This window comes from Pseudomonas sp. 39004 (assembly GCF_028682155.1).
GTDB classification, from domain to species: Bacteria; Pseudomonadota; Gammaproteobacteria; order Pseudomonadales; family Pseudomonadaceae; genus Aquipseudomonas; species Aquipseudomonas capeferrum.
This window is the reverse complement of the sequence record NZ_JANIAG010000011.1, coordinates 39,113-63,259: the sequence shown is the minus strand read 5'-3', so window position 1 is coordinate 63,259 and position 24,147 is coordinate 39,113. Positions and strand designations below refer to the sequence as shown.

The window sequence follows — 24,147 nt, the reverse complement described above, 5'->3', positions numbered from 1 at the left end:
AGCATCAATGCTGGATTCAGGCCGGCTGGCCCAGCTCTACACCCAGTTGGCGCGAAAGGCATGGCCAACGCTTCCAGGCAGCGCCCGTCTCGGCGCTGCACAAGGTATCGCGGTAGGCCTCTACCGATTCCTTGGCAAAGCTCTCTTCATTGAGCATTTCGTCAACCGAATGGTGCACCACTTCATCGAGCTGGTTGGCGAAGGTCTCGCCGATCAGCTGATGGGCAATCAGGTTGGCCATGGTGGTATCGAACGGAATCAGCGGCTGTTTGAAGTGATGGATATACAGGTCGTTGACCTCTTCCACCAGGCGATGCGCCAGGTACGCTTCATCCAGCAGGCAGTCCAGGCCCACGTGCCCTTGCATCACGCTGGGCGGCTGCATGAAATAAGCTTCGGCAATTTTCAGCACCGGCTTGATCTGCGATTCGATGCCTGCTTCGCGGGCCACCTCGTGGGCAGCCTCCAGCAGCTCTGGAACCTGGTCAATGTAGGCGCTGACGAAACGCGCCAAAGTACCCTGGGCGTCCTGCTCAGGCAGGTGGATCGAAGGGTGCAAATGCGGCATTTGTTGCTCGAGTCGCGCTTTCAGTTGGTTGGTCTGGCGCTCGTGTTGATGGGCTTGGCTAATCTGCTCGCGTACAGCAGCGATGTTCATGACAACTCCAGGGACATTACGTTTCAAACGGAAGACACTAAATTAGCTCGGTATACAGAATACCTAAGACGCATTTGTTATAACCCGCGCAAACGTGTGCACGCTGTGGCATATCGGAATGCCATTATTGGGCCACATCCTATCAAGCACGCGGCTTTCAAGGCATTCGGGAAATTCATGAAGTTCATTTCACTGGTGTCATTGCGTGCCATTGGTCGCTGTCTATACTCCCGTTGAACGTGATTCGTTGATGAGGCCCGACTGCTTTTGCAGGGGCTCGGTCGTCGAAGCCAGGCAGTCTTGACCGCCGTTCCCTCTTGCCGCAGGCCACGCCTCCGGGACAACAAGAATTAGAAGGGGAACCCGCAATGATGCGACATCCACATGTCTGGATGGGCCTCCTGTTGTGGACAGTTTTCGGTCAGGCCAACGCCGCCTGGACCGTGAACATGGCGCCAGGGGCGACGGAAGTCTCCAACGCCGTCTTCGACCTGCACATGACCATTTTCTGGATCTGCGTGATCATCGGCATCGTGGTGTTTGGCGCGATGTTCTGGTCCATGGTCGTGCACCGCCGTTCGACCGGCCAGCAAGCGGCGCATTTTCACGAGCACACCTGGGTCGAAATCATGTGGACCGTGGTGCCGTTCCTGATTCTGGTGGCCATGGCCATCCCCGCCACCAAGACCCTGATCGACATCTACGACGCCAGTGAATCGGACATCGACATCCAGGTCACCGGCTACCAGTGGAAGTGGCACTACAAATACCTGGGCCAGGACGTGGAGTTCTTCAGCAACCTGGCCACCCCCGCCGACCAGATCCATAACAAGGCCCCCAAGGACGAGCACTACCTGCTCGAAGTCGACCAGCCGCTGGTGCTGCCGGTGGGTGCGAAAGTGCGCTTTCTGGTAACCGCTGCCGACGTGATCCATTCCTGGTGGGTGCCGGCCTTCGCGGTCAAGCGTGATGCCATCCCCGGCTTCGTCAACGAGGCCTGGACGCGTATCGAGAAACCCGGCATCTACCGCGGCCAGTGCACCGAGCTGTGCGGCAAGGACCACGGCTTCATGCCGGTGGTGGTCGAGGTCAAGTCCAAGGCCGACTACGACACCTGGCTCGGCGAGCGCAAGGCCGAGGCGGCCAAGCTCAAGGAGCTGACCAGCAAGGAGTGGACCCTCGAAGAGCTGGTCGAGCGCGGCGACAAGGTCTACCACACCACCTGCGTGGCCTGTCACCAGGCCGAAGGCCAGGGCCTGCCGCCGATGTTCCCGGCACTCAAGGGCTCGAAAATCGCTACCGGGCCGAAGGAAGGCCACCTCGGCATCGTCTTCCACGGCAAGCCCGGCACGGCCATGGCCGCGTTCGGCAAGCAGCTCTCGGAAGTGGATATCGCCGCCGTGGTCACCTACGAGCGCAACGCCTGGGGCAACAACAAGGGCGACATGGTCACGCCGAAGGATGTGCTGGCGCTCAAGCAGGCAGAAGCGCAATGAACCGGGTTACTCGCGGCAATCAATGGATTGCAGGAGACAGGACATGAGTGCAGTGATCGACGACCACGGCCACGGCCATGAGCACGCCCACGGCCCGGCCAAGGGCCTGATGCGCTGGGTGCTGACCACCAACCACAAAGACATCGGCACGATGTACCTGTGGTTCGCCTTCATCATGTTCCTGCTCGGTGGCTCGTTCGCCATGGTGATCCGCGCCGAGCTGTTCCAGCCAGGGCTGCAGATCGTCGAGCCTGCGTTCTTCAACCAGATGACCACCATGCACGGGCTGATCATGGTGTTCGGCGCCGTGATGCCGGCGTTCGTCGGCCTGGCCAACTGGATGATCCCGCTGATGATCGGCGCGCCAGACATGGCCCTGCCACGGATGAACAACTTCAGCTTCTGGTTGCTGCCGGCGGCCTTCCTGCTGCTGGTCTCGACCCTGTTCAGCCCCGGCGGCGGGCCCAACTTCGGCTGGACGTTCTACGCCCCGCTGTCGACCACCTATGCCCCGGCCAGCGTGACCTTCTTCATCTTTGCCATCCACCTGATGGGCATCAGTTCGATCATGGGCGCGATCAACGTGATCGCCACCATCCTCAACCTGCGTGCGCCGGGCATGACCTTGATGAAAATGCCGCTGTTCGTCTGGACCTGGCTGATCACCGCGTTCCTACTGATTGCGGTGATGCCGGTACTGGCCGGCGTGGTGACCATGATGCTGATGGACATCCACTTCGGCACCAGCTTCTTCAGCGCCGCCGGCGGTGGCGACCCGGTGCTGTTCCAGCACGTGTTCTGGTTCTTCGGCCACCCCGAGGTGTACATCATGATCCTGCCGGCGTTCGGCGCGGTCAGCTCGATCATCCCGGCGTTCTCGCGCAAGCCGCTGTTTGGCTACACCTCGATGGTGTATGCCACCGGGGCGATCGCCTTCCTGTCGTTCATCGTCTGGGCGCACCACATGTTCGTGGTCGGTATCCCGGTGGTGGGCGAGCTGTTCTTCATGTACGCCACCATGCTCATCGCCGTGCCCACGGGGGTGAAGGTGTTCAACTGGGTCAGCACCATGTGGGAAGGGTCGCTGACCTTCGAAACGCCGATGCTGTTCGCCATCGCCTTCGTCATCCTGTTCACCATCGGCGGTTTCTCCGGGTTGATGCTGGCCATCGCGCCCGCGGACTTCCAGTACCACGACACCTACTTCGTGGTCGCGCACTTCCACTACGTGCTGGTGCCCGGGGCGATCTTCGGCATCTTCGCCTCGGCCTACTACTGGCTGCCGAAATGGACCGGGCACATGTATGACGAAACCCTCGGCAAGCTGCACTTCTGGCTGTCGTTCATCGGCATGAACATGGCCTTCTTCCCCATGCACTTCGTCGGCCTGGCAGGCATGCCGCGGCGCATTCCGGACTACAACCTGCAGTTCGCCGACTTCAACATGGTCTCCTCGATCGGCGCCTTCATGTTCGGCGCCACGCAGATCTTCTTCCTGTTCATCGTCATCAAGTGCATCCGTGGCGGTGCTCCGGCGCCAGCCAAACCCTGGGATGGCGCCGAAGGCCTGGAGTGGTCGGTCCCCTCGCCTGCGCCTTACCACACCTTCCAGACCCCACCGGACGTGAAGTAGAGGTGCGCCCATGAACGGCCTTTCGCTCAAACGCCTGGTCTTGCGCCTGCTGATGCTGACGGTGGTGATGTTCGCCTTCGGTTTCGCCCTGGTGCCGATCTATGACGTGATGTGCAAGGCCTTTGGCATCAATGGCAAGACCGGCGGCCAGTACGAGGGCAGCCAGGTCAGCGACCCATCGCGCTCGGTGCGGGTGCAGTTCATGTCGACCAACGCCAGTGACATGGTCTGGGACTTCTACTCCACGGCCGACCAGATCGACGTGAATCCCGGTGCGGTCAACCAGATGATCTTCGTGGCGCGCAACCCGACCGACCGGCCCATGAGCGCCCAGGCGATACCCAGCATTACCCCGGCCGAGGCCGCGGCGTATTTCCACAAGACCGAGTGCTTCTGCTTTACCCAGCAGGTGCTGCAGCCCGGCGAACGTATCGAGATGCCGGTGCGCTTCATCGTTGACCGCGACCTGCCGGCCAACGTGAAGCACCTGACACTGGCCTACACCTTGTTCGACATCACCGCTCGCCACCCGCCGGTCGCGCATGTTGCGGCCCAGGACGTCCAGGGCGCCCGTTAAGGGAAGGAGAACAGCAATGGCAAGTCATGAGCACTACTACGTTCCGGCGCAGAGCAAGTGGCCGATCATCGCCACCATCGGCATGTTCATCACGGTGTTCGGCCTGGGTACCTGGTTCAACGACATGAAGGCCGGGCACCCCGACTCGCATGGGCCGCTGATCTTCTTCGTCGGTGCGTTGTTCCTGGCCTACATGCTGTTCGGCTGGTTCGGCGCGGTGGTGAAAGAGAGCCGCGCCGGGCTGTACAGCGCGCAGCTGGACCGCTCGTTCCGCTGGGGCATGAGCTGGTTCATCTTCTCGGAAGTGATGTTCTTCCTGGCCTTCTTCGGTGCGCTGTTCTACGTGCGGGTATTGGCCGGGCCCTGGCTCGGTGGCGAAGGTGCCAAGGGCGTCGCGCACATGCTGTGGCCGACGTTCGAATTCACCTGGCCGCTGTTGCATACCCCGGACCCGAAACTGTTCCCGCCGCCCAAGGAAGTCATCGACCCTTGGCACCTGCCGCTGATCAACACCATTTTGCTGGTCAGTTCGAGCGTGACCATCACGATTGCCCACCACGCCCTGCGGCGTGACCACCGTGGGCCGCTGAAGCTGTGGATGGCGCTGACCATCGTGCTGGGCCTGAGCTTCATCGCACTGCAAGCCTTCGAGTACCACGAGGCTTATACCAAGCTGGGGCTGACGCTGGGGTCGGGGATCTATGGCGCGACCTTCTTCATGCTCACCGGCTTCCATGGTGCCCACGTGACCTTGGGCACGATCATTCTGATCGTCATGTTCGTGCGCATCCTGCGCGGGCATTTCAATGCCGACAAGCACTTTGGCTTCGAAGCGGCCAGCTGGTACTGGCACTTCGTCGATGTGGTGTGGGTCGGGCTGTTCATCTTTGTGTACGTGCTTTGAAGCCTGGCCTGCAACTGCTTTGTGTAGGAGCGGCCTTGCGTCGCGAAAGGGGCGCGAAGCGGCCCCAGGTTTTGTGTGGTGACATAAATCGCCGGGGCCGCTTCGCTGCCCTTTCGCGACGCAAGGCCGCTCCTACAAAAAGCGAGGGCGGGGTGATTCAGAAGGGCGCGTGAGAGACCAGCTGGCCACTGATCAAGCCGTAAGCCACCAGCCCGATGGTCAAGGCGGCCAGGGTCACGCGTACGGTCAGCGCTTTCAGCAAGCGCGTCGAGTTTTCATCGTCCTTGACCAGAAACACCAGGCCACTGAACAGGCTGGCAACCGTGGCCAACAGCATCAGGACAATCGCGGCCTTGAGCATGGCGCTTCTCCGGGGGGATGCAGTGATGTGGATAAGTATAGCGAGGCGCCCGTGAGGCCGTTTCGCCCAGGTTGGCTACCGACCCTGGTGGTGCTCGCGCTGCTGCCGGGCTTGATCGCGCTTGGCTGCTGGCAACTCGGCCGCGCCGAGCAAAAGCGAGCGCTGCTGGCGACCTATGCCGAGCGCAGCATCGATGCGCCCCTCTCTACTGCCCAGTTGCAGCAACGCGACGATAGCGCATTTCGCCGCGTGCACCTGTACGGCCGTTTCGATGCCGAACACAGCCTGCTGCTGGACAACCGCATGCGCGACGGCCAGGCCGGTGTCGAGCTGCTGCAGCCCTTCCATGACCAGCCCAGCGGGCTGTGGCTGCTGGTCAATCGTGGCTGGTTAGCCTGGCCGGACCGCCGCGTGCCGGTGCACTTCGAGACTCCGACGCAGGCGTTGGCGCTGGATGCTTCGGTCTATGTGGCGCCCGGCAGCACCTTCCAGCTGCACCCCGACCCGGTCGGGGGCCAATGGCCGCACCTGCTGACCGCCATCGATGCCGCGCAGTTGTGGCAGCAGCTGGCCCGTGAAGGGTTCGCCCATGAGCTGCGCCTGCAACCCGGCCCGGCCGCCTATCGCCTGGACTGGCCGGTGGTCGCGATGGGCCCGGAAAAGCACCTGGGCTACGCCGTGCAGTGGTTTGCCCTGGCCGCCGCGCTGGTGCTGCTTTACCTCTACTTTGGCTGGCACAACAACAAGAAGGAGAACCACCATGGCCGCCACCACCAGCCCACTGGAAGTGCCTGAGCGCCGCAAGCCCAGAGCCCGCGGGCGTTTGCAACTGGTCCTGATACTGCTGGTTGTGCTCGGCCCGATGATCCTGGCCACCAGCATGTACAAGCTCAAGTTCTGGGTGCCGGAAGGCCGCAGCTATCACGGCGCCATGATCGGCAATGGTGAAAGCCGCACGGATATCGGCGTGGCAGGCCAGGACGAGCGATGGCAGTTGCTGGTCAGTGCGCCCGAAGCCTGTACCGAGGACTGTCAGCGCCTGGTGTACCTGGCCCGGCAAATCCAGGTCGGCCTGGGCCGCGATGCCAGCCGCGCAAGCCATGCGCTGGCAACCGCCCAACCGCTGACCGCCGACTACCAGGCACTGCTTGGTCGCGAGTACCCGCAGCTGCAACGCTACCCGCTGGATGCTCCGCGCTACCTGCAGAAGGTAGGCGAGCCCGGCCCGCAACTATGGATCGTCGACCCCCACGGCAACCTGGTGCTGCGTTACGACAGCAAGGCCAACGGCAAGCACGTGCTGGACGACCTGCGCCACCTGCTCAAGCTCTCCAACATCGGCTAGGAGCCTGCCATGGCCAGACCCGGATTGCGCCTCGCTGTGTTCGCCACCCTGCTGGCACTGCTGGTCGTGTTGCTCGGTGCCTATACCCGCCTGACCCATGCCGGCCTGGGCTGCCCTGATTGGCCAGGCTGTTATGGTTTCATCAGTGTGCCCAAGACCGACGCCCAACTGGCCCACGCCGAAGTGCACTTCCCCGAGCACCCGGTGGAGGCCGCCAAGGGCTGGGCCGAAATGGTCCATCGCTACTTCGCCGGCACCCTGGCGCTGGTGATCGCCTGGCTGGCCTTGCAGGCCGTACGCCGCCATGCGCGTGATGGCCAACCCTACCGCTTGCCCGTGCTGTTGCTGGTGGTGGTGCTTGCCCAGGCGGCGTTTGGCATGTGGACCGTGACGCTGAAACTCTGGCCACAAGTCGTCACCGCGCATCTGCTGGGTGGGTTCACTACCTTGAGCCTGCTGTTTCTGCTGTGCCTGCGGCTATCCCGGGCCTTTGCGCCGTTGCCTAAACTACCGCTGAGCCTGCGCCGCATTGCGGCCCTGGCGCTGCTGGTGGTGGTCGGCCAGATCGCCCTGGGCGGTTGGGTCAGCGCCAATTATGCGGCGGTCGCCTGTATCGATTTGCCCACCTGCCATGGCCAGTGGTGGCCGGCGGCGGACTTCAGCAACGGCTTCCACCTGACCCAGCACGTCGGCCCCAACTACCTGGGCGGGCAACTGGACAGCGATGCGCGCACGGCCATCCACATCAGCCACCGGTTGGGTGCGTTGCTGGTCAGTGCCGTGCTGCTGATGCTGAGCTTCAAGCTTTACCGTTGCGGCCTCGCTGGCCTGGCGCGGCTGGTGCTGTTGGCCCTGGCGGTGCAGGTCGGGCTAGGCATCAGCAACGTACTGTTCCACCTGCCGCTTGGCGTGGCAGTGGCCCATAACGCCGGCGGGGCCATGTTGTTACTGAGCATGGTGCTGGTGAACTACCGCATCCGCGTGGCCGACAAAGTGCGCGTCGGCCACGGCTGGCGCCTGACGCCGGTGGTGGGCGTGGATATCTCGCACCCAATGAGGAACGATTCGTGGCGACGCTTCTAGGCGCACAACGGGCAGGCTGGCGCGACTATCTGGAGCTGACCAAGCCCAAGGTGGTGGTGCTCATGCTGATCACTTCCCTGGCAGGGATGTTCCTCGCCAGCCGCGCAGGCGTTGCCTGGAGCGTGCTGCTGTTCGGCAACCTGGGCATTGGCTTGTGCGCGGGCGGCGCTGCGGTGGTCAACCATGTGGTGGACCGGCGTATCGACGCCTTGATGGCGCGCACCCACAAACGGCCATTGGCTGCAGGCCGGGTCGCGCCGCTGCCGGCGCTGGCCTTTGCCTTGGCCCTGGCGTTGCTGGGCATGGCGCTGTTGCTGGTGTTCACCAACGCCCTCACCGCCTGGCTGACCCTGGCTTCGCTGCTGGGCTATGCGGTGCTCTACACCGGCTTTCTGAAACGTGCCACACCGCAGAACATCGTGATTGGCGGCCTGGCCGGCGCGGCGCCGCCGCTGCTTGGCTGGGTGGCGGTCAGCGGCCATGTCAGCGCCGAGCCTTTGTTGCTGGTGCTGATCATCTTCGCCTGGACCCCACCGCACTTCTGGGCCCTGGCCATCCACCGCAAGGAGGAATACGCCAAGGCCGATATCCCGATGCTGCCGGTGACCCACGGCGAGCGCTACACCAAGCTGCACATCCTGCTCTACACCCTGATACTGTTGGCCGTCACCCTGCTGCCCTATGCCATCCACATGAGCGGCCCGTTGTACCTGGCCTGCGCCCTGGCCCTGGGCCTGCGCTTCCTGCATTGGGCCTGGGTGTTGTACCGTGGCAGCCGCCCGCACGCGGCAATCGGCACCTTCAAGTACTCTATCGGCTACCTGTTCGCGCTGTTCGTCGCGTTGCTCCTTGACCACTACCTGTTGCTGAATCTATGACCCGAACCCAGAAAACCGTCTTCATCCTCGTCGCCCTGGTCGCGTTGATCCTGGGCCTGACCGTCAACAAGGTGCTCAATGGCCGCGACCAGCCCAACCCCACCGAGCTGATCGACGCCGGCATCATCCTGCTGCCGCAGAGCCGCACGGTGGCGGACGTGACCATGACCAACCAGGACGGCCAGCCGGTGGCGCTGGATGACCTGAAGGGCAAGTGGTCGCTGCTGTTCTTCGGCTACACCTATTGCCCGGACATCTGCCCGACCACTCTGGCCCAGTTGCGCCAGGTGAAGAGCGAACTGCCCAAGGAGGCGGTGGACCGGTTGCAAGTGGTGCTGGTGAGTGTGGACCCGAACCGCGACACGCCGAACCAGCTCAAGCAGTACCTGGGTTACTTCGACAAGGATTTCGTCGGGGTGGCGGGGTCGATCGAAGACACTCAGAAGCTGGCCAATGCCTTGAGCATTCCGTTCATTCCGGCGGATACCAGCAAGCCTGGGTATACCGTGGATCACAGCGGTAACCTGGCGATTGTCGGGCCGGATGGGCGCCAGCGTGGGTTCATTCGTGCGCCGTTCAACAACCAGAAGCTGCTGGCGCAGTTGCCGGGGCTGGTGAAGCGGGATTGAGATTTTGGGCCTGCTGCGCAGGCCTTTCCGACCGGTCCGGCGCCCCGGCAAGGCCGCTCCTACAGGGGAATGCGATCCCTTGTAGTCGCGAAAGGGCCGCAAAGCGGCCCCATGGATTTCGGATCAGAAAGCGGGTACTACAGCGCCCTTGTACTTCTCGTTGATGAACTGCTTCACCTCTGGCGAGTGCAGTGCAGCCGCCAGTTTCTTCATGTCATCCGAGTCCTTGTTATCCGGGCGGGCAACCAGGATGTTCACGTAAGGCGAGTCGCTGCCTTCAATGGCCAGCGCGTCCTTCTCAGGGTTCAGCTTGGCTTCCAGCGCGTAGTTGGTGTTGATCAGGGCAGCATCGACTTGGGTCAGCACGCGCGGGATGGTGGCCGCTTCCAGCTCACGGAACTTGATGTTCTTCGGGTTCTCGGCAACGTCCTTCACGGTCGACAGGATATTGCTGTTGTCCTTGAGGGTGATGACGCCGGCCTTGGCCAGCAGCAGCAAGGCACGGCCGCCGTTGGTGGCGTCGTTGGGAATGACCACGGTGGCGCCCGAAGGCAGCTCGGCGAGCTTCTTGTACTTGGACGAGTACACGCCCAGCGGCTCGATGTGCACGCCGGCAACGCTGACCAGGGCGGTGCCCTTGGCCTTGTTGAACTCATCCAGGTACGGTTGGTGCTGGAAGAAGTTGGCGTCCAGGCGCTTTTCGGCGACCTGCACGTTCGGCTGGATGTAGTCGGTGAATACCTTGACCTTAAGGTCCACGCCTTCTTTAGCCAGTTGTGGTTTGACGAACTCGAGGATCTCGGCGTGCGGCACCGGGGTGGCGGCAACGGTCAGGGTATCGGCGTGGGCCGAAAAGGCCGCAACAGCGGCAGCGACAGCAAGCAGCTTCTTCATGAATCACTCCTTGTGAGGGCCGCGACGGCCCCCGAACGGGTCGGCCAGGCCGACCCCATTGGGGTTACTTACGGGAAAAATGCACGACCAGTTTGTCGCCCACACTTTGCAGGACTTGAACCAGCACCAGCAGCAGCACCACGGTCACGACCATGACATCGGTCTGGAAGCGCTGGTAGCCGAAGCGGATGGCCAGGTCGCCCAGGCCGCCCGCGCCCACCACACCGGCCATCGCGGTGTACGAAACCAGGGTGATGGCGGTGACAGTGATGGCCGCGAAGATGCCCGGACGGGCTTCCGGCAACAGGGCACTGGTGATGATCTGGCGCGTCGTCGCGCCCATCGACTGGGTGGCCTCGATGATGCCGCGGTCGACCTCGCGCAGGGCGGTTTCGACCAGGCGCGCGAAGAACGGTGTGGCCCCTACCACCAGCGGTGGAATGGCGCCGGCGACGCCTAGCGAGGTGCCGGTGATCAGCACGGTGAACGGGATCATCACGATCAGCAGGATGATGAACGGCAGCGAGCGCAGGATGTTGACCACCAGCGACAGCAGCGCGTACACGCCCTTCTGTTCGAACATCTGGCGCGGGCCGCAAAGGAACAGCAGCACGCCCAGCGGCAGGCCCAGCAGCACGGTGAAGAACAGCGAGCCGAACAGCATGACCATGGTGTCGACGGTGGCCAGCCAGATTTCGGCCCAGTCGACGTTGGCGAAGAAATTCAGGGCGTCCATCAACGCAGTACCTCCATATGTACGTCAGCTGCCTTGAAGCGGTCGAACGCCGCTTCCATGTCGCCGCCGGTGACGGCCAGGGTCAGCTGCCCATAGGGGACATCCTTGATACGGTCGATACGCCCGGCCAGGATGCTGTAGTCGACGCCGGTCTCGCGGGCCACGGTGCCCAGCAGCGGTGCGTAGGTGGCCTCGCCCTGGAAGGTCAGGCGCACGATGCGCCCCGGTACGTGCGCGAAGTCGTCGCGCTGTTCGCCTTCATCGACCTGTTCGTCCTCCTGGACGAAACGCTTGGTGGTCGGGTGCTGCGGGTGCAGGAACACATCGGCCACCGAGCCCTGCTCGACGATCTGCCCGGCGTCCATGACCGCCACGCGGTCGCAGACCCGGCGGATCACGTCCATTTCGTGGGTGATCAGGACGATGGTCAGCTTCAGCTCACGGTTGATCTCGGCCAGCAGTTGCAGCACCGACGCAGTGGTCTGCGGGTCGAGGGCGCTGGTGGCCTCGTCGCACAGCAGGATCTTCGGGTTGGTGGACAGGGCCCGGGCGATGCCCACGCGCTGCTTCTGGCCGCCGGACAGCTGCGCCGGGTACTTCTTGGCATGGTCGGAAAGCCCGACGCGGGCCAGCAGCTCGGTGACGCGCTTGTCGATCTCGCTGCGCGACAGCCCGCCGGCCAGGGTCAGCGGCAGGGCGACGTTGTCGGCCACGGTCTTGGATGCCAGCAGGTTGAAGTGCTGGAAAATCATCCCGACCTGCTGGCGGAAGCCGCGCAGCTGGTTGGCGTTGAACGCGGTGACGTCCTCGCCATCGACGATGATCGTGCCGCCCGAGGGCTCTTCGAGGCGGTTGATCAGGCGCAGCATGGTGCTTTTGCCGGCGCCGGAATGGCCGATCAGGCCGAACACCTGGCCGTCTTCGATGGTCAGGCTGGTCGGGTTGAGGGCGGGGATTTCCCTACCGGCGACGCGGTAGGTCTTATGGACATGTTGGAACTCGATCACGTAGCGAACCTTGTGGGGCGCATGGAATTTTGGGTCAGCGGTTAGCTGGGGTCGCGCATTTTAGCCTTTTCCCATAGCTGTTCTTAGCATTTATTTCGTCATGCACCAACCCAGCGGGCATAACGCGACAACCGGTAAAGCTTATTGAACGTAGCCAATCGGGCTCCAGTCACTACTAGAACAAGCCCACACGGGCAAGCCTGAAGACTGATGAGGAAAGCCGACCATGCCCAGCAAGAAAACGGACGCGCCCAAAGAGAGCCAGGCCGCCGGTACCCAGACGCCCGACAAGGCCAATACCAATGCCAAACTGCAGAGCCTCGAGGCTGTGCGCAGCGATGCGACGGGCCAGGCTTTGCGGACCAACCAAGGCGTGCGCATCGCCGACAACCAGAACACGCTCAAGGCCGGTGACCGCGGGCCTTCGCTGCTCGAAGACTTCATCATGCGCGAGAAGATCACCCACTTCGACCATGAGCGCATCCCGGAGCGGATCGTCCATGCACGCGGCACCGGTGCCCATGGCTACTTCCAGAGCTACGGCAACCATGCCGCCCTGACCAAGGCCGGTTTTCTGCAGGACCCAGAAAAGACCACCCCGGTGTTCGTGCGTTTTTCAACCGTGCAGGGCCCACGCGGCTCGGGCGACACCGTGCGTGATGTACGTGGTTTTGCAGTGAAGTTCTATACCGATGAGGGGAATTTCGACCTGGTCGGCAACAACATGCCGGTGTTCTTCATCCAGGACGCGATCAAGTTCCCCGACTTCGTGCATGCGGTCAAACCCGAGCCACACAACGAGATACCTACGGGCGGCTCGGCTCACGACACATTCTGGGACTTCGTTTCGCTGGTGCCGGAGTCTGCGCACATGGTCATGTGGGCCATGTCCGACCGTGCCATCCCCCGCAGCCTGCGGATGATGGAAGGCTTTGGCATCCACACCTTCCGCCTGATCAATGCCGAAGGGGTGGCCAGCTTCGTCAAATTCCATTGGAAGCCGCGCCAAGGGGTTCACTCGGTATTGTGGGATGAGGCGCAGAAACTGGCGGGTAAGGACACCGACTTCCACCGCCGCGACCTGAGCGAAGCGATTGAGATGGGTGACTACCCAGAGTGGGAGTTGGGCGTGCAGATCGTGCCCGAAGCCGACGAGCATAAGTTCGAATTCGACCTGCTCGACCCCACCAAGATCATCCCCGAAGAACTGGTGCCGGTCACGCCGCTGGGCAAGATGGTACTCAACCGCAACCCCGACAACTTCTTTGCCGAAGTGGAGCAGGTTGCCTTCTGCCCTGGGCATATCGTGCCTGGCATCGACTTCTCAAACGACCCCCTGCTGCAGGGCCGGTTGTTCTCTTATACCGACACCCAGCTGAGCCGCCTGGGCGGGCCCAACTTCCATGAAATCCCGATCAACCGCCCGGTCGCGCCGAACCATAATAACCAGCGTGACGCGCTGCACCGGCAGACCATCCACAAGGGCCGCGCCTCGTACGAGCCGAACTCGATCGATGGCGGCTGGCCGAAAGAAACCCCTGCCGCAGCCCAGGATGGCGGTTTCGAGAGCTACCAGGAGCGTATCGATGCGGTGAAGATACGCCAGCGCAGCGAGTCGTTCGGTGATCACTTCTCGCAGGCGCGATTGTTCTTCCAGAGCATGAGCCCGAATGAGCAGCAGCACATCATCAAGGCCTACAGCTTCGAGCTGGGCAAGGTGGAGCGTGAGCATATCCGGGTGCGTGAGGTGAATGAGATTCTGGCCAACATCGACCTGAAACTGGCTGCGGCCGTGGCGGCCAACCTCGGCCTGCCTGCGCCCAAGGCCGGCACGGTTCAGGTCAAAGGCAGCAAGCTGGCGCAATCGCCCGCTTTGAGCCAGATGAACCACCCCGGCGATGTTGGCATCAAGGGCCGCAAGATTGCCGTGCTGGTGGCTGACGGCGTAGACGGTGCCAGCGTCGATCAACAGGTCAAGGCGCTGGAAGCGCACAGTGCCCGCATCATGGTCCTTGGACCTACTTCGGCGCCGGTTAAAACCGCCCAAGGCAAGCCACTGCCGGTGGATGCATCGATGGAAGGCATGCCGTCGATCATGTTCGACGGCATTGTGGTGCCGGCTGGCAAGGCGTCGTTGGATGCGTTGGCTGCCAGTGGGCTGGCCAAGCACTTCCTGCTAGAGGGCTACAAGCATCTGAAGGCGATCACGCTGGCCAAGGAAGGCAAGGCCTTGCTGGACAGCTTGGGGCTCAAGGAGGACAAGGGCCTGCTGCTGGGGGATGACCAGAAGACCGTAGATGCCTTTGTGAAAGCCGTTGAAGGGCACCGGGTGTGGGAGCGGGAGGCAGCTGCTGAAGCAGTGCCAGCCTGACAGGGCCGCTTCGCGGGGCAATCCGACTTGCCCCGCGAAGCATTCAGCGCTGGTGCGGGACCAGAACCACCTGTGCCGGCAGTTTGCGTTGGATTTCATGCTTCTGCTTCAGCGCAAAGCTGCTGTCGAGCTTGTGAACCCGCTTTTCCAGCAGGGTCTTCAGCCAAGGGGCGTCCTCGGTGCGCGGTACCTGAAACACCACCTCGCACTGGTAATTGACCACGTCCTTGGCAATCTCATCGAGCTGACGGCGCATGGCAGCCATGTCCGTAGTCTTCAGCGCAATCACCGTGCTTGGCGCAGTCGGGTCGATGACCCGCGCCTGGGGCTTGGCCTCGGCAGCTTTCAACGCCGCCTCGGCTTTCTCCAGCTCGGCCTTGCGCGCCTGGCTGACGGCATCACCACCGGTTACTGCCGGGGCTTGCGGCATCAGGGCGCGGGCGCGGGCCAGAGCGGTGGCCGCAGCGTTGACATCGCCCTTCTGCAGGACGATCTGGCTACGCTGCAGATACGCCTCGGCCAACTGCCGCTGGTATTGCTCCAGGCGCGGGTCTACCGGCGACTGTGCCTGCAAGGCAGCCAGCTGGTCTTCGGCGGTGGCCAGCTCATTGCTGGCAATGTTTTGTTGCAACTGCTGCCAGGCATCGGCTTGAGCAGGTGCATCGGCCTGTTCGACCGGTGCGCTGGAACAGGCAGCCAGGAACAGGGAAAACGCGGCAACAAGCAGATAACGGGAGGCGAACGGCTTCATTCCTGCGACTCTCTATTTGCGCAAAAAGCGAGCAAGTCTACACCCAGGTGCGCACGCTCGAAAACAAGTCTTACAGACCCTTTACCCGTGAAAAGGTTGCAGGGCGCGCCTTCGGGCGCCCTGGCTTTCAGCGTTTCGGCAGGGCCAGGCTCAGCAAGAATAGCACTGCCGCGCAGACCACGATCGAAGGGCCGGCTGGGGTGTCCTTGAACCAGGACATGGCCAGGCCGCCACAAACCGCGGTCACCCCCAGCAGGCTGGCACCCAGGGCCATCTGTTCGGGCGAGCGGGCGTGGCGCTGCGCCGCAGCGGCCGGAATGATCAGCAACGAGGTGATCAGCAGCACGCCGACGATCTTCATCGCCACGGCAATCACCACCGCAATCAACAGCATCAATGCCAGGCGCAGGCTCGCCACGGGCAGGCCCTCGACCATGGCCAGTTCCTCGTGCACGGTCACCGCCAGCAAAGGCCGCCACAGTGCGGCGAGCAACAGCAGTACCAGTGCGCTGCCACCGAGGATCCAGGCAAGGTCGGTGGTGCTGATGGCCAGCAGGTCGCCGAACAGATAGGCCATCAGGTCGATGCGCACGTCGTGCATGAAGCTCAGCACCACCAGGCCCAGGGAAAGCGTGCTGGGGGCAAGGATGCCGAGCAGGGTGTCGGAAGCCAGTGGTTGGCGTTGCTGCAAGGTCACCAGCAGGATCGCCAGCAGCAGGCAGCCCACGGTCACCGCCAGGGCTGGGCTGACGTCCAGGGCGAAACCCAGGGCGACGCCGAGCAAAGCGGCGTGGGACAGGGTGTCGCCAAAATAGGCCATGCGCCGCCACACCACGAAAGACCCCAGTGGGCCGGCCACCAGGGCCAGGGACAGACCGGCAAGCAGGGCGTAAAGAAGAAAATCAGCCATGCTTGCAGTGCTCTCCGTGAACATGGGTGCCAGGGGCGACCACCGAGCCATGCAGGTCGTGGCTGTGATCGTGATGGTGGTGATAGATGGCCAGGCTTTTCGCGTTCTGGCCGAACAGTTCGACGAAAGCCGGGTCGCCGCTGACTTGCTCCGGGTGGCCGGAGCAGCACACGTGGCGGTTGAGGCAGACCACCTGGTCGGTGGTGCTCATGACCAGGTGCAGGTCGTGGGAGACCATCAGCACGCCGCAGCCGTGGCGGTCGCGCAGGCGGGTGATGAGGTTGTACAGCTCGGTCTGGCCGACCACATCGACGCCTTGCACCGGCTCGTCCAGCACCAGCAGTTGCGGCTCGCGCAGCAGGGCCCGTGCCAGCAGAACGCGCTGCATTTCGCCGCCGGAAACGGTCTGGATCGGGTTGTCGATGACGTGCTCGGCGCCCACTTCCTGTAACGCCGACAGCGCCGCTGCCCGGTCGACGCCCGGTACCAGGCGCAAGAAGCGCAGCACCGACAGCGGCAGCGTGGCGTCAACCTGGATTTTTTGCGGCATGTAGCCGATGCGCAGGCGCGGTTTACGCCACACTTTGCCCCGGTGCGGCTTGAGCAGCCCCAGCACGGCGCGTACCAGGGTGGTCTTGCCTGCCCCGTTGGGGCCGATCAGGGTCACGATCTGGCCTGGCGCCACCGACAGGTCGATGCTGTCGAGCACCGCTTCGCCGGCGAAGGTCACACCGACCTGCTCCAGGCGGATCAGTGCGTCGCTCATGCCGCGCTCCGGCAGCTGCCGCACAGGCCTACCACTTCCACGGTCTGGGTTTCGACGCTGAAGCCGACGCCCTTGGCGCTGTTGATGATGGCGTCGCTGATGCTGGCCTGCTCCAGCTCGATGGCCACATGGCAGGCGCGGCAGATCAGGAACTGGCCCTGGTGCACGTGCTCGGGGTGGCTGCAGCCGATGAAGGCATTGAGCGAGGCGATGCGGTGCACCAGGCCGTTGTCGAGCAGGAAGTCCAGGGCGCGGTACACGGTTGGCGGCGCGGCGCGGCGGCCGTCCTGCTCACTGAGCACGGCAAGAATGTCGTAGGCGCCCAGCGGTTTGTGGCTTTGCCATACCAGCTCCAGCACACGGCGGCGCAGCGCGGTCAGGCGCAACCCTTGGCGGGTGCACAAGGCATCGGCTTCGGCCAGTGCGCTGTGTACGCAATGGGAGTGATCGTGGGGGCGGTTGGCCAGCGGCGTGATGGACATGGGCAGCGACGGTTCTGGATGGAGACGTTATTATGTTACCTGTTTCTGTCGAGCCGAGTATTCACCGTGTCCCGATTCCTAGCCCTTTTTGTCGCTTTCATCGCATTTTCAGCCCAGGCCGACGTGCGTGTGCTGACCAGCATCAAACCGCTGCAGCAGATCGCCGCCGCCGTTCAGGACGGGGTCGGCAGCCCGGATGTGCTGCTGCCGCCTGGCGCCTCGCCGCACCATTACGCCCTGCGCCCCTCCGACGTACGGCGCGTCGCGGACGCCGACCTGCTGTACTGGATCGGCCCGGACATGGAGAACTTCCTGCCCAGGGTGCTCAAAGGCCGGGACAAGGCCACCATCGCGGTTCAGTCGCTGACCGGCATGCAGCTGCGCCATTTTGGCGAAGACAGCCACTCGCATGAAGAAACCGACCAGGACGACCATGATCACGACCACCGCCCGGGCAGCCTGGATGCGCATTTGTGGTTGTCGTCGGTCAATGCCCGGGTGATCGCGGCGAAGATGGCGGCGGACCTGGCCGAGGTCGACCCGGCCAATGCCGCGCGCTATCAAAGCAACCTCAAGGCATTCGTCGAGCGTCTGGATGCCCTGGATGGGCGCATCAAGGCACGTGTGGCCGGCATCGCCGACAAACCGTACTTCGTGTTCCACGAAGCCTTCGACTACTTCGAGGCCGCCTATGGCTTGAAGCATGCCGGGGTGTTCAGCGTGGCTTCGGAGGTGCAGCCGGGCGCCCAGCATGTGGCGGCCATGCGCAAACGCCTGCAGGAAGTGGGCAAGACCTGTGTGTTCAGCGAACCGCCGCTGCGCCCGCGCTTGGCCGAGACGTTGACCGCCGGGCTGCCGGTGCGCCTTGCCGAGCTGGATGCCCTGGGCGGTACCGACCCGGTGGACGGCAAGGGCTATGAGCGCTTGCTGGAGAAGCTGGGCGGTGACCTGGCTGGGTGCATGGAGCAGTTGTAAACCTGTAGCGGCTTCTTCGCGAGCTTGCCCCGCGAAGAAGCCGGCGAGGTTCTAGAGCGCGAACGGCAGGTGCAACGCCACTTGCTGGCGTTGCGCCAGGCGCACCTCGAACTCGCTCGGGTCATGGATCATCACATCCATCCCGGCAAACGACTCCGCCGCGATCAGGCGCGACAGCCAGAAGCGCACGCAGCCGACCCGCAACATTTCCGGCCACAATTCGGCCTCGGCTGCGGTGAACGGCCGCAGCGCCGCATAGGCCGCCAGCAGCGCCTGGGCCCGTGGCACGTCGAGCGCGCCCTGCTCATCGATGCACCAGTCGTTCACGGTGATGGCGATGTCATACAGCATCGGGCCCGAGCAGGCGTTGTAGAAGTCGATCACCCCAGTCAGGTGGGTGCCTTCGAACATCACGTTGTCGCGGAACAGGTCAGCGTGCAGGTTGGCCCGCGGCAAGGCCAGGATCTGCGCCTTGTGCGCGTTGATTTCGTCCAGCGCAGGCTGCAGCAGCGCAACCTGTTCGGCCGTGAGGCGCGGCATCAGCTCGGCTCCCGAGGCCAGCATCCAGTCCAGGCCGCGGTCGGTCTTGCGCTCGATGACGTGGTGACGGGTAGCCAGGTGAATGTGCGCGAGCAATTCGCCTACCTGCGCGCAGTGCTGGTTGTTCGGCACCTTGATGTGCTTGCCCGACAAGCGCGGCTGCAGCAGTGCAGGCTTGCCGCACAGTTCGCGCAGGCCATTGCCGTCGCGGTCACGCAGGGCGTAGGGCACGGGCATGTCGGCGGCATGCAGCACGTCGAGCAGCTCGATGAAGAACGGCATGTCTTCGCTCGGGCCACGTTCGATCAGCGTCAGGACGAACTCACCCTGTTCCAGGCTGACGAAGAAGTTGCTGTTTTCGGTGCCGGCGGCGATGCCCTGGAAATCGAGCAGACGGCCCAGCTGGTACGGCGCCAGAAAGGTTTCCAGCTCAGGCCGGGTCACAGGGGTGAAGACTGACATGATGAAAAAATGCCCATACGGGCACTTCCGCCGGGAAGTGCCGGGTTGATGTGAACGATACGCGTCAGCTTACCACTCGAAGATCTTCCAGGACGGAATCAGCATGTCCGGCTGGTCGGAACGAATGAAATTGGCATCAGTGCCATCGGCGCGTACCAGAAAATAAGGCTTGCCGTTTTTCGGCGTGATCTTGATCGCATACAGGAAGCCGTTCTGGCGGTATTCCTGGATGGTTTTATCGCCTTCCGTGCGAATGGTCACCTCGGGATCGGCCGAGGGGGCGTCGTCCGCCGCCAGGGTGACGACTGGCATGGTTGCCAACAGACCGAGCAGTAACAGGCGATTGAGTGTACGCATGATAACCTTGTCCCTTTGTCGTCATTGATCCGGCTATTCTAGCTCCGGACCCGCCGAAAAGGTTGATTCTGCTCATGAGCCAAGCGCCCCTCGTCCTGGTGGACGGTTCCTCCTACCTCTACCGCGCTTTCCACGCATTGCCGCCGCTGACCACCTCCAAGGGCATGCCTACCGGCGCGGTGAAGGGTGTGCTGAACATGCTCAAGAGCCTGCGCAAGCAATACCCCGACAGCCTGTTTGCGGTGGTATTCGACGCCAAGGGCGGTACCTTCCGCGATGCCATGTTCGCCGAGTACAAGGCCAACCGCCCGAGCATGCCTGACGACCTGCGGGTGCAGATCGAACCGTTGCATGCCAGCGTCAAGGCCTTGGGCTACCCGCTGCTGTGCGTCGAGGGCGTGGAGGCCGACGATGTCATCGGCACCTTGGCGCGCAGCAGTGCGGCGCAGGGCCGGTCGGTCATCATTTCGACCGGCGACAAGGACATGGCGCAGTTGGTGGACGGCCATGTCACCCTGGTCAACACCATGACCGGTAGCGTGATGGATGTTGCCGGGGTGCACGAAAAGTTTGGTGTCGGCCCTGAACACATCATCGATTTCCTCGCCCTGATGGGTGACAAGGTCGACAACATCCCCGGCGTGCCGGGCGTGGGCGAGAAGACCGCTGCCGGCCTGCTGACAGGTATTGGTGGCGGCCTGCGCGACGTCTACGACAACCTCGACAAGGTGCCGACCCTGAGCATCCGCGGCGCCAAGACCCTGCCGGCCAAGCTTGAAGAGCACCGTGAGGCGGCTTTCCTGTCCTATGAGCTGGCCACCATCAAGCTCGACGTGCCGCTGGATATCGAAGTCGAGGCGCTGGTCTGCGGCGAGCCAGACCGTGATGCACTGCTGGCCTTGTACACCGAGATGGAATTCAAGAGCTGGGTCGCCGACGTTCAGCGCGAAGCCGCCAGGGCCGGGGCGACCGTGACCGTGCCGGAGGACGCGCCGGCGGCCAAGGTCGAACCCAAGTACGAGACGGTGCTCGACCAGGCCCGTTTCGATGCCTGGCTGGACAAGCTGCGCCAGGCCCCGCTGTTCGCGTTCGACACCGAAACCACCGGCCTCGATGCCCAGCAGGCGCAGCTGGTCGGGTTGTCGTTCGCGGTCGAGCCGCATGAGGCGGCGTATGTACCGCTGACGCACGACTACGAAGGCGCCCCGGTCCAGCTGGACCGCGAGGCCGTGCTGCTGGCGCTCAAACCCCTGCTGGAAGACCCGGCCAAAGCCAAGGTCGGGCAGAACGCCAAGTACGATATCAACATCCTGGCCAACGGCGCCCCGGCCATCCAGATGCGCGGCGTGGCGTACGACACCATGCTCGAGTCCTATGTGCTGGACTCCACGGCCACCCGTCACGACATGGACAGCCTGGCGCAGAAGTACCTCGACCACACCACCATCACCTTCGAGCAGATTGCCGGCAAGGGCGCGAAACAGCTGACCTTCAACCAGATCCCGCTGGACAAGGCCGGCCCATACGCTGCCGAAGATGCCGACATCACCCTGCGCCTGCACCAGGCACTGCAGCTGCGCCTGGCCAAGACCCCAAGTGTGCAACCGGTGCTGATGGACATCGAGATGCCGCTGGTGCCGGTGCTGGCGAAGATCGAGCGCCAGGGCGCGTTGGTGGATGCCGAACTGCTCCACGTGCAAAGCGGCGAACTGGGCGTGAAAATGGCCGAACTGGAGCGCCAGGCCTATGAACTGGCTGGCGAGACGTTCAACCTCGGCTCGCCCAAGCAGCTGGGGGCGATCCTCTACGACAAGCTGGGCATGCCGGTACTGAGCAAGACTGCCAAGGGCCAGCCGTCCACTGCCGAGGCGGTACTCGACGAGCTGGCCGAGCAAGGCTACCCGCTGCCCGAAGTACTGATGCAGTATCGCAGCCTGAGCAAGCTCAAGAGCACCTACACCGACAAGCTGCCGGGGCAGATCAACCCGCGCACCGGGCGCATTCACACCTCTTACCAGCAGGCAGTGGCCGCCACCGGGCGCCTGTCGTCCAGCGACCCGAACCTGCAGAACATCCCGATCCGCACCGCCGAAGGCCGGCGTATCCGCCAGGCCTTCGTGGCCAGCCCCGGCTACAAGCTGCTGGCGGCGGACTATTCGCAGATCGAACTGCGCATCATGGCCCACCTGGCCAAGGACGAAGGTTTGCTGCATGCCTTCCGCAACAACCTCGACGTGCACCGCGCCACTGCTGCCGAAGTGTTCGGTGTGGCCCTGGAAAATGTCACCACCGACCAGCGCCGCAGCGCCAAGGCCATCAACTTCGGCCTGATCTACGGCATGAGTGCCTTTGGCCTGGCCAAGCAGATTGGCGTCGACCGCAAGCAATCCCAGGACTACATCGACCGTTACTTCGCCCGTTACCCAGGCGTGCTGGCTTACATGGAGCGCACCCGCGCCCAGGCGGCCGAGCAAGGCTTCGTCGAAACCCTGTTCGGCCGCCGGCTGTACTTGCCGGATATCAACGCCAAGAACCCGGCTCTGCGCAAAGGCGCCGAGCGGACGGCGATCAACGCCCCGATGCAGGGTACTGCGGCCGATATCATCAAGCGGGCGATGGTCAACGTGGACAACTGGCTGACCGAGAGCGGCCTGGATGCCCGGGTGATCCTGCAGGTGCACGATGAACTGGTGCTGGAGGTGCGTGAGGAGTTGGTCGAGCAGGTGAAAGATGAAATCCGCCTGCACATGAGCCGTGCCGCGCAGCTGGATGTGCCGTTGCTGGTCGAAGCAGGAATTGGCGCGAATTGGGACGAAGCTCACTGATTGAGCCTGCAAAGCTGTGTAGGATCTGCGACGTAGTGACGCGGATCCTGGCATAGCTAGATGCCATTAGTGCTGGGGTTTCATGAAACTATCGCAAATAGTTTTCAAGGCCTCGGAACTAAACCGGTGAAGCGGAACTCAGAGTAACTGAATGGCTGGTGAAGCCCTTCGATGCTCCTATGTTGTGTTAAGTGTTGGCAGATATCTGGACCCCGCCCTAGCGGTCCGGACTTGGACCCCGAACTTCCCCCTCCCCATACGAAGTCCGGGGTTTTTTTTGCCTGGAATTTGACCACCATGCGATCCCTGGAGCGGCCTTGCGGCAAGGCTCCAGGATCAGTGATCAGTCTTTATTCCGCAGGCTTGTCTTCCAGTTCCATCCAACCCGCCAGCACCCGGTAGGCCTCTTCGAGCCCCAGGCGCTTGGGCGCCGAGAACAACTGGATGGTCACCGCGTCGCCCCACCCCTTGCGGATCTCGGACTGCACCTTGAGCAAGGTGTTCTTGCCCGCGCCGTGGGTCAGCTTGTCGGCCTTGGTCAGCAAAATGTGCATCGGCATGCCGCTGGCCTTGGCCCAGTCGAGCATCATCTTGTCGAAGTCGGTCATCGGATGGCGCACGTCCATCATCAGGATCACCCCGCGCAGGCACTCGCGGCTGCCCAGGTAGGCTTCCAGGTGGCGCTGCCAGTGCTGCTTGAGCGGGATCGGTACTTTTGCATAACCGTAGCCCGGCAGGTCGACCAAACGCCGTTCATCGTCCAGACTGAAGAAATTCAACAGCTGGGTGCGCCCCGGGGTTTTCGAGGTACGCGCCAGGCTGGCATGAGTCAGGGTATTGAGGGCGCTGGATTTGCCGGCGTTGGAACGGCCGGCGAAAGCCACCTCGTAACCCTGGTCTTCCGGACATTGTTCGACCTTGGCAGCGCTGAGGGCGAATGTGGCTTTCTGGCAGAGGCCGAGGATGGGGTTCTTGACTTGCATGGGATATCCGATGTGGGTGTTGCCTGACTCTGAAGGCTTGAGCCTGGCAAGCGGTGTCGTTTCCGTTTGGATGGCGGAAGTATATAATGCCCCAGTTTTTGTGTGCTCATTCTCCCAGCGAAGGAGAGCGAGCATGGGGTGTCGAACAATAGCTCGCGCATCAGAACGCAGCGCGGCCCCCAACCCTGAAGGTCGTTCCGCATGGCGAAATGGCTGCTTGCTGTCGGTATGTTCCTGCCGTTTTTCAGCGCACAGGCTACACAGGATCCCGAGGTGTTGTACAACCGCACGTGTGCGGCCTGTCACGCCGGGCAGTTGCCACAGGCCCCCCAGCGGGGTAACCGGGCAGCGTGGGAGCCAAGGCTGGCGCAAGGTGTGGATGTACTCGTGAGGCATGTGACCCAGGGTTTCAAGGCTATGCCGCCGCGTGGATTGTGCATGGACTGCAGTGCCGAGGACTACCGTTTGGTCATCCTTTGGATGAGCGGCAGTCCCGATACATAACATTTCACCCTTAGCCGTGT

The 24,147-nt window shown here is 63.0% G+C and carries 25 protein-coding genes; 13 read left to right on the top strand and 12 right to left on the bottom strand.

The window, feature by feature from the left end; genetic code table 11:
• Nucleotides 1–16 precede the first annotated feature (16 nt).
• On the bottom strand, nucleotides 17–658 hold the full coding sequence (locus NP534_RS03705) for a hypothetical protein (RefSeq protein WP_274097811.1): 642 nt from the start codon (nucleotides 656–658) through the stop codon (nucleotides 17–19).
• A gap of 368 nt (nucleotides 659–1,026) precedes the next feature.
• On the opposite strand from NP534_RS03705, the gene coxB reads away from it, so the two are divergent.
• From coxB to NP534_RS03685, 4 genes are read left to right on the top strand one after another with little or no spacing between them, the layout of a single operon-like run.
• Nucleotides 1,027–2,154: a cytochrome c oxidase subunit II gene (coxB, locus tag NP534_RS03700; protein WP_274097810.1), complete on the top strand. Its 1,128-nt coding sequence runs from the start codon at nucleotides 1,027–1,029 to the stop codon at nucleotides 2,152–2,154.
• A 43-nt stretch (nucleotides 2,155–2,197) separates the two neighbouring features.
• Nucleotides 2,198–3,787, top strand: a complete 1,590-nt coding sequence (ctaD, locus tag NP534_RS03695; protein WP_033702510.1) for a cytochrome c oxidase subunit I — start codon at nucleotides 2,198–2,200, stop codon at nucleotides 3,785–3,787.
• A gap of 10 nt (nucleotides 3,788–3,797) precedes the next feature.
• The gene (locus NP534_RS03690) at nucleotides 3,798–4,364 is read left to right on the top strand and encodes a cytochrome c oxidase assembly protein (RefSeq protein ID WP_033702511.1); all 567 of its coding nucleotides are present in this window, start codon (nucleotides 3,798–3,800) and stop codon (nucleotides 4,362–4,364) included.
• Nucleotides 4,365–4,380: 16 nt separating this feature from the next.
• Nucleotides 4,381–5,268: a cytochrome c oxidase subunit 3 gene (locus tag NP534_RS03685; protein ID WP_274097809.1), complete on the top strand. Its 888-nt coding sequence runs from the start codon at nucleotides 4,381–4,383 to the stop codon at nucleotides 5,266–5,268.
• 157 nt (nucleotides 5,269–5,425) lie between these two features.
• Here NP534_RS03685 and NP534_RS03680 read toward each other — a convergent pair whose 3' ends face one another.
• On the bottom strand, nucleotides 5,426–5,629 hold the full coding sequence (locus NP534_RS03680; RefSeq protein WP_033702513.1) for a twin transmembrane helix small protein: 204 nt from the start codon (nucleotides 5,627–5,629) through the stop codon (nucleotides 5,426–5,428).
• A 51-nt stretch (nucleotides 5,630–5,680) separates the two neighbouring features.
• On the opposite strand from NP534_RS03680, the gene NP534_RS03675 reads away from it, so the two are divergent.
• Genes NP534_RS03675 through NP534_RS03655 form a run of 5 tightly spaced genes read left to right on the top strand, consistent with a single transcriptional unit; the run spans nucleotide 5,681 to nucleotide 9,564 of the window.
• On the top strand, nucleotides 5,681–6,424 hold the full coding sequence (locus NP534_RS03675) for an SURF1 family protein (RefSeq protein ID WP_274097808.1): 744 nt from the start codon (nucleotides 5,681–5,683) through the stop codon (nucleotides 6,422–6,424).
• Nucleotides 6,390–6,974 carry a hypothetical protein gene (locus NP534_RS03670; RefSeq protein ID WP_274097807.1) on the top strand — a complete coding sequence of 195 codons (585 nt, stop codon included), beginning with the start codon at nucleotides 6,390–6,392 and terminating at the stop codon, nucleotides 6,972–6,974. The genes NP534_RS03675 and NP534_RS03670 overlap by 35 nt, the downstream gene beginning before the upstream one ends.
• A gap of 9 nt (nucleotides 6,975–6,983) precedes the next feature.
• Nucleotides 6,984–8,057 carry a COX15/CtaA family protein gene (locus NP534_RS03665; RefSeq protein WP_274097806.1) on the top strand — a complete coding sequence of 358 codons (1,074 nt, stop codon included), beginning with the start codon at nucleotides 6,984–6,986 and terminating at the stop codon, nucleotides 8,055–8,057.
• Nucleotides 8,042–8,935, top strand: coding sequence for a heme o synthase (gene cyoE / locus NP534_RS03660; protein WP_033702517.1), 894 nt, complete (start codon nucleotides 8,042–8,044; stop codon nucleotides 8,933–8,935). The genes NP534_RS03665 and cyoE overlap by 16 nt, the downstream gene beginning before the upstream one ends.
• Nucleotides 8,932–9,564, top strand: coding sequence for an SCO family protein (locus tag NP534_RS03655; protein WP_274097805.1), 633 nt, complete (start codon nucleotides 8,932–8,934; stop codon nucleotides 9,562–9,564). The genes cyoE and NP534_RS03655 overlap by 4 nt, the downstream gene beginning before the upstream one ends.
• A 123-nt stretch (nucleotides 9,565–9,687) precedes the next feature.
• On the opposite strand, the gene NP534_RS03650 is transcribed toward NP534_RS03655, so the two are convergent.
• The 3 genes from NP534_RS03650 to NP534_RS03640 all read right to left on the bottom strand — a co-directional run bounded on the left by NP534_RS03650 (nucleotide 9,688) and on the right by NP534_RS03640 (nucleotide 12,201).
• Entirely contained in the window at nucleotides 9,688–10,458 is a 771-nt protein-coding gene (locus tag NP534_RS03650) for a MetQ/NlpA family ABC transporter substrate-binding protein (RefSeq protein WP_274097804.1), read from the bottom strand.
• Between the two features lie 64 nt (nucleotides 10,459–10,522).
• Nucleotides 10,523–11,194 carry a methionine ABC transporter permease gene (locus tag NP534_RS03645; RefSeq protein ID WP_033702520.1) on the bottom strand — a complete coding sequence of 224 codons (672 nt, stop codon included), beginning with the start codon at nucleotides 11,192–11,194 and terminating at the stop codon, nucleotides 10,523–10,525.
• On the bottom strand, nucleotides 11,194–12,201 hold the full coding sequence (locus NP534_RS03640) for a methionine ABC transporter ATP-binding protein (RefSeq protein WP_033702521.1): 1,008 nt from the start codon (nucleotides 12,199–12,201) through the stop codon (nucleotides 11,194–11,196). Before NP534_RS03640 ends, NP534_RS03645 begins: the two co-directional genes overlap by 1 nt.
• Nucleotides 12,202–12,427: 226 nt before the next feature.
• On the opposite strand from NP534_RS03640, the gene katE reads away from it, so the two are divergent.
• Nucleotides 12,428–14,572 (top strand): catalase HPII, encoded by a 2,145-nt coding sequence (gene katE / locus NP534_RS03635; protein ID WP_274097803.1) that lies wholly within the window; start codon nucleotides 12,428–12,430, stop codon nucleotides 14,570–14,572.
• A gap of 43 nt (nucleotides 14,573–14,615) precedes the next feature.
• On the opposite strand, the gene NP534_RS03630 is transcribed toward katE, so the two are convergent.
• From NP534_RS03630 to zur, 4 genes are all read right to left on the bottom strand, one after another.
• Nucleotides 14,616–15,323, bottom strand: coding sequence for a PA5502 family lipoprotein (locus NP534_RS03630; protein WP_033702523.1), 708 nt, complete (start codon nucleotides 15,321–15,323; stop codon nucleotides 14,616–14,618).
• 127 nt (nucleotides 15,324–15,450) lie between these two features.
• Nucleotides 15,451–16,233 carry a zinc ABC transporter permease subunit ZnuB gene (gene znuB, locus NP534_RS03625; RefSeq protein ID WP_274097802.1) on the bottom strand — a complete coding sequence of 261 codons (783 nt, stop codon included), beginning with the start codon at nucleotides 16,231–16,233 and terminating at the stop codon, nucleotides 15,451–15,453.
• Nucleotides 16,226–16,999, bottom strand: coding sequence for a zinc ABC transporter ATP-binding protein ZnuC (znuC, locus tag NP534_RS03620; protein WP_033702525.1), 774 nt, complete (start codon nucleotides 16,997–16,999; stop codon nucleotides 16,226–16,228). Before znuC ends, znuB begins: the two co-directional genes overlap by 8 nt.
• Complete coding sequence (zur, locus tag NP534_RS03615; protein ID WP_033702526.1) at nucleotides 16,996–17,481, bottom strand: zinc uptake transcriptional repressor Zur; 486 nt, start codon at nucleotides 17,479–17,481, stop codon at nucleotides 16,996–16,998. The genes znuC and zur overlap by 4 nt, the downstream gene beginning before the upstream one ends.
• 18 nt (nucleotides 17,482–17,499) lie before the next feature.
• Between zur and NP534_RS03610 the strand changes: the two genes are divergently transcribed.
• The gene (locus NP534_RS03610) at nucleotides 17,500–18,456 is read left to right on the top strand and encodes a zinc ABC transporter substrate-binding protein (RefSeq protein WP_274097801.1); all 957 of its coding nucleotides are present in this window, start codon (nucleotides 17,500–17,502) and stop codon (nucleotides 18,454–18,456) included.
• Between the two features lie 51 nt (nucleotides 18,457–18,507).
• On the opposite strand, the gene NP534_RS03605 is transcribed toward NP534_RS03610, so the two are convergent.
• Complete coding sequence (locus tag NP534_RS03605) at nucleotides 18,508–19,458, bottom strand: homoserine kinase (RefSeq protein ID WP_274097800.1); 951 nt, start codon at nucleotides 19,456–19,458, stop codon at nucleotides 18,508–18,510.
• A 69-nt stretch (nucleotides 19,459–19,527) separates the two neighbouring features.
• On the bottom strand, nucleotides 19,528–19,815 hold the full coding sequence (locus NP534_RS03600) for a DUF2782 domain-containing protein (RefSeq protein ID WP_010951520.1): 288 nt from the start codon (nucleotides 19,813–19,815) through the stop codon (nucleotides 19,528–19,530).
• 74 nt (nucleotides 19,816–19,889) lie between these two features.
• Between NP534_RS03600 and polA the strand changes: the two genes are divergently transcribed.
• On the top strand, nucleotides 19,890–22,640 hold the full coding sequence (polA, locus tag NP534_RS03595) for a DNA polymerase I (protein ID WP_033702528.1): 2,751 nt from the start codon (nucleotides 19,890–19,892) through the stop codon (nucleotides 22,638–22,640).
• 350 nt (nucleotides 22,641–22,990) lie between these two features.
• On the opposite strand, the gene yihA is transcribed toward polA, so the two are convergent.
• A complete protein-coding gene (gene yihA / locus NP534_RS03590; RefSeq protein WP_274097799.1) occupies nucleotides 22,991–23,623 on the bottom strand; it encodes a ribosome biogenesis GTP-binding protein YihA/YsxC in 633 nt (210 codons plus the stop codon).
• 201 nt (nucleotides 23,624–23,824) lie between these two features.
• On the opposite strand from yihA, the gene NP534_RS03585 reads away from it, so the two are divergent.
• A complete protein-coding gene (locus NP534_RS03585) occupies nucleotides 23,825–24,127 on the top strand; it encodes a c-type cytochrome (protein WP_033702530.1) in 303 nt (100 codons plus the stop codon).
• The last annotated feature ends 20 nt before the right edge of the window (nucleotides 24,128–24,147 follow it).

Excerpts from the sequence above, each read along its gene's own strand:
- NP534_RS03705 (WP_274097811.1), bottom strand. The coding sequence starts at position 658 with ATGAACATCGCTGCTGTACGCGAGCAGATTAGCCAAGCCCATCAACAC.
- coxB (WP_274097810.1), top strand. The coding sequence starts at position 1,027 with ATGATGCGACATCCACATGTCTGGATGGGCCTCCTGTTGTGGACAGTT.
- ctaD (WP_033702510.1), top strand. The coding sequence starts at position 2,198 with ATGAGTGCAGTGATCGACGACCACGGCCACGGCCATGAGCACGCCCAC.
- NP534_RS03690 (WP_033702511.1), top strand. The coding sequence starts at position 3,798 with ATGAACGGCCTTTCGCTCAAACGCCTGGTCTTGCGCCTGCTGATGCTG.
- NP534_RS03685 (WP_274097809.1), top strand. The coding sequence starts at position 4,381 with ATGGCAAGTCATGAGCACTACTACGTTCCGGCGCAGAGCAAGTGGCCG.
- NP534_RS03680 (WP_033702513.1), bottom strand. The coding sequence starts at position 5,629 with ATGCTCAAGGCCGCGATTGTCCTGATGCTGTTGGCCACGGTTGCCAGC.
- NP534_RS03670 (WP_274097807.1), top strand. The coding sequence starts at position 6,390 with ATGGCCGCCACCACCAGCCCACTGGAAGTGCCTGAGCGCCGCAAGCCC.
- NP534_RS03665 (WP_274097806.1), top strand. The coding sequence starts at position 6,984 with ATGGCCAGACCCGGATTGCGCCTCGCTGTGTTCGCCACCCTGCTGGCA.
- NP534_RS03655 (WP_274097805.1), top strand. The coding sequence starts at position 8,932 with ATGACCCGAACCCAGAAAACCGTCTTCATCCTCGTCGCCCTGGTCGCG.
- NP534_RS03650 (WP_274097804.1), bottom strand. The coding sequence starts at position 10,458 with ATGAAGAAGCTGCTTGCTGTCGCTGCCGCTGTTGCGGCCTTTTCGGCC.
- NP534_RS03645 (WP_033702520.1), bottom strand. The coding sequence starts at position 11,194 with ATGGACGCCCTGAATTTCTTCGCCAACGTCGACTGGGCCGAAATCTGG.
- katE (WP_274097803.1), top strand. The coding sequence starts at position 12,428 with ATGCCCAGCAAGAAAACGGACGCGCCCAAAGAGAGCCAGGCCGCCGGT.
- NP534_RS03630 (WP_033702523.1), bottom strand. The coding sequence starts at position 15,323 with ATGAAGCCGTTCGCCTCCCGTTATCTGCTTGTTGCCGCGTTTTCCCTG.
- znuB (WP_274097802.1), bottom strand. The coding sequence starts at position 16,233 with ATGGCTGATTTTCTTCTTTACGCCCTGCTTGCCGGTCTGTCCCTGGCC.
- znuC (WP_033702525.1), bottom strand. The coding sequence starts at position 16,999 with ATGAGCGACGCACTGATCCGCCTGGAGCAGGTCGGTGTGACCTTCGCC.
- zur (WP_033702526.1), bottom strand. The coding sequence starts at position 17,481 with ATGTCCATCACGCCGCTGGCCAACCGCCCCCACGATCACTCCCATTGC.
- NP534_RS03610 (WP_274097801.1), top strand. The coding sequence starts at position 17,500 with ATGGAGACGTTATTATGTTACCTGTTTCTGTCGAGCCGAGTATTCACC.
- NP534_RS03605 (WP_274097800.1), bottom strand. The coding sequence starts at position 19,458 with ATGTCAGTCTTCACCCCTGTGACCCGGCCTGAGCTGGAAACCTTTCTG.
- NP534_RS03600 (WP_010951520.1), bottom strand. The coding sequence starts at position 19,815 with ATGCGTACACTCAATCGCCTGTTACTGCTCGGTCTGTTGGCAACCATG.
- polA (WP_033702528.1), top strand. The coding sequence starts at position 19,890 with ATGAGCCAAGCGCCCCTCGTCCTGGTGGACGGTTCCTCCTACCTCTAC.
- yihA (WP_274097799.1), bottom strand. The coding sequence starts at position 23,623 with ATGCAAGTCAAGAACCCCATCCTCGGCCTCTGCCAGAAAGCCACATTC.
- NP534_RS03585 (WP_033702530.1), top strand. The coding sequence starts at position 23,825 with ATGGCGAAATGGCTGCTTGCTGTCGGTATGTTCCTGCCGTTTTTCAGC.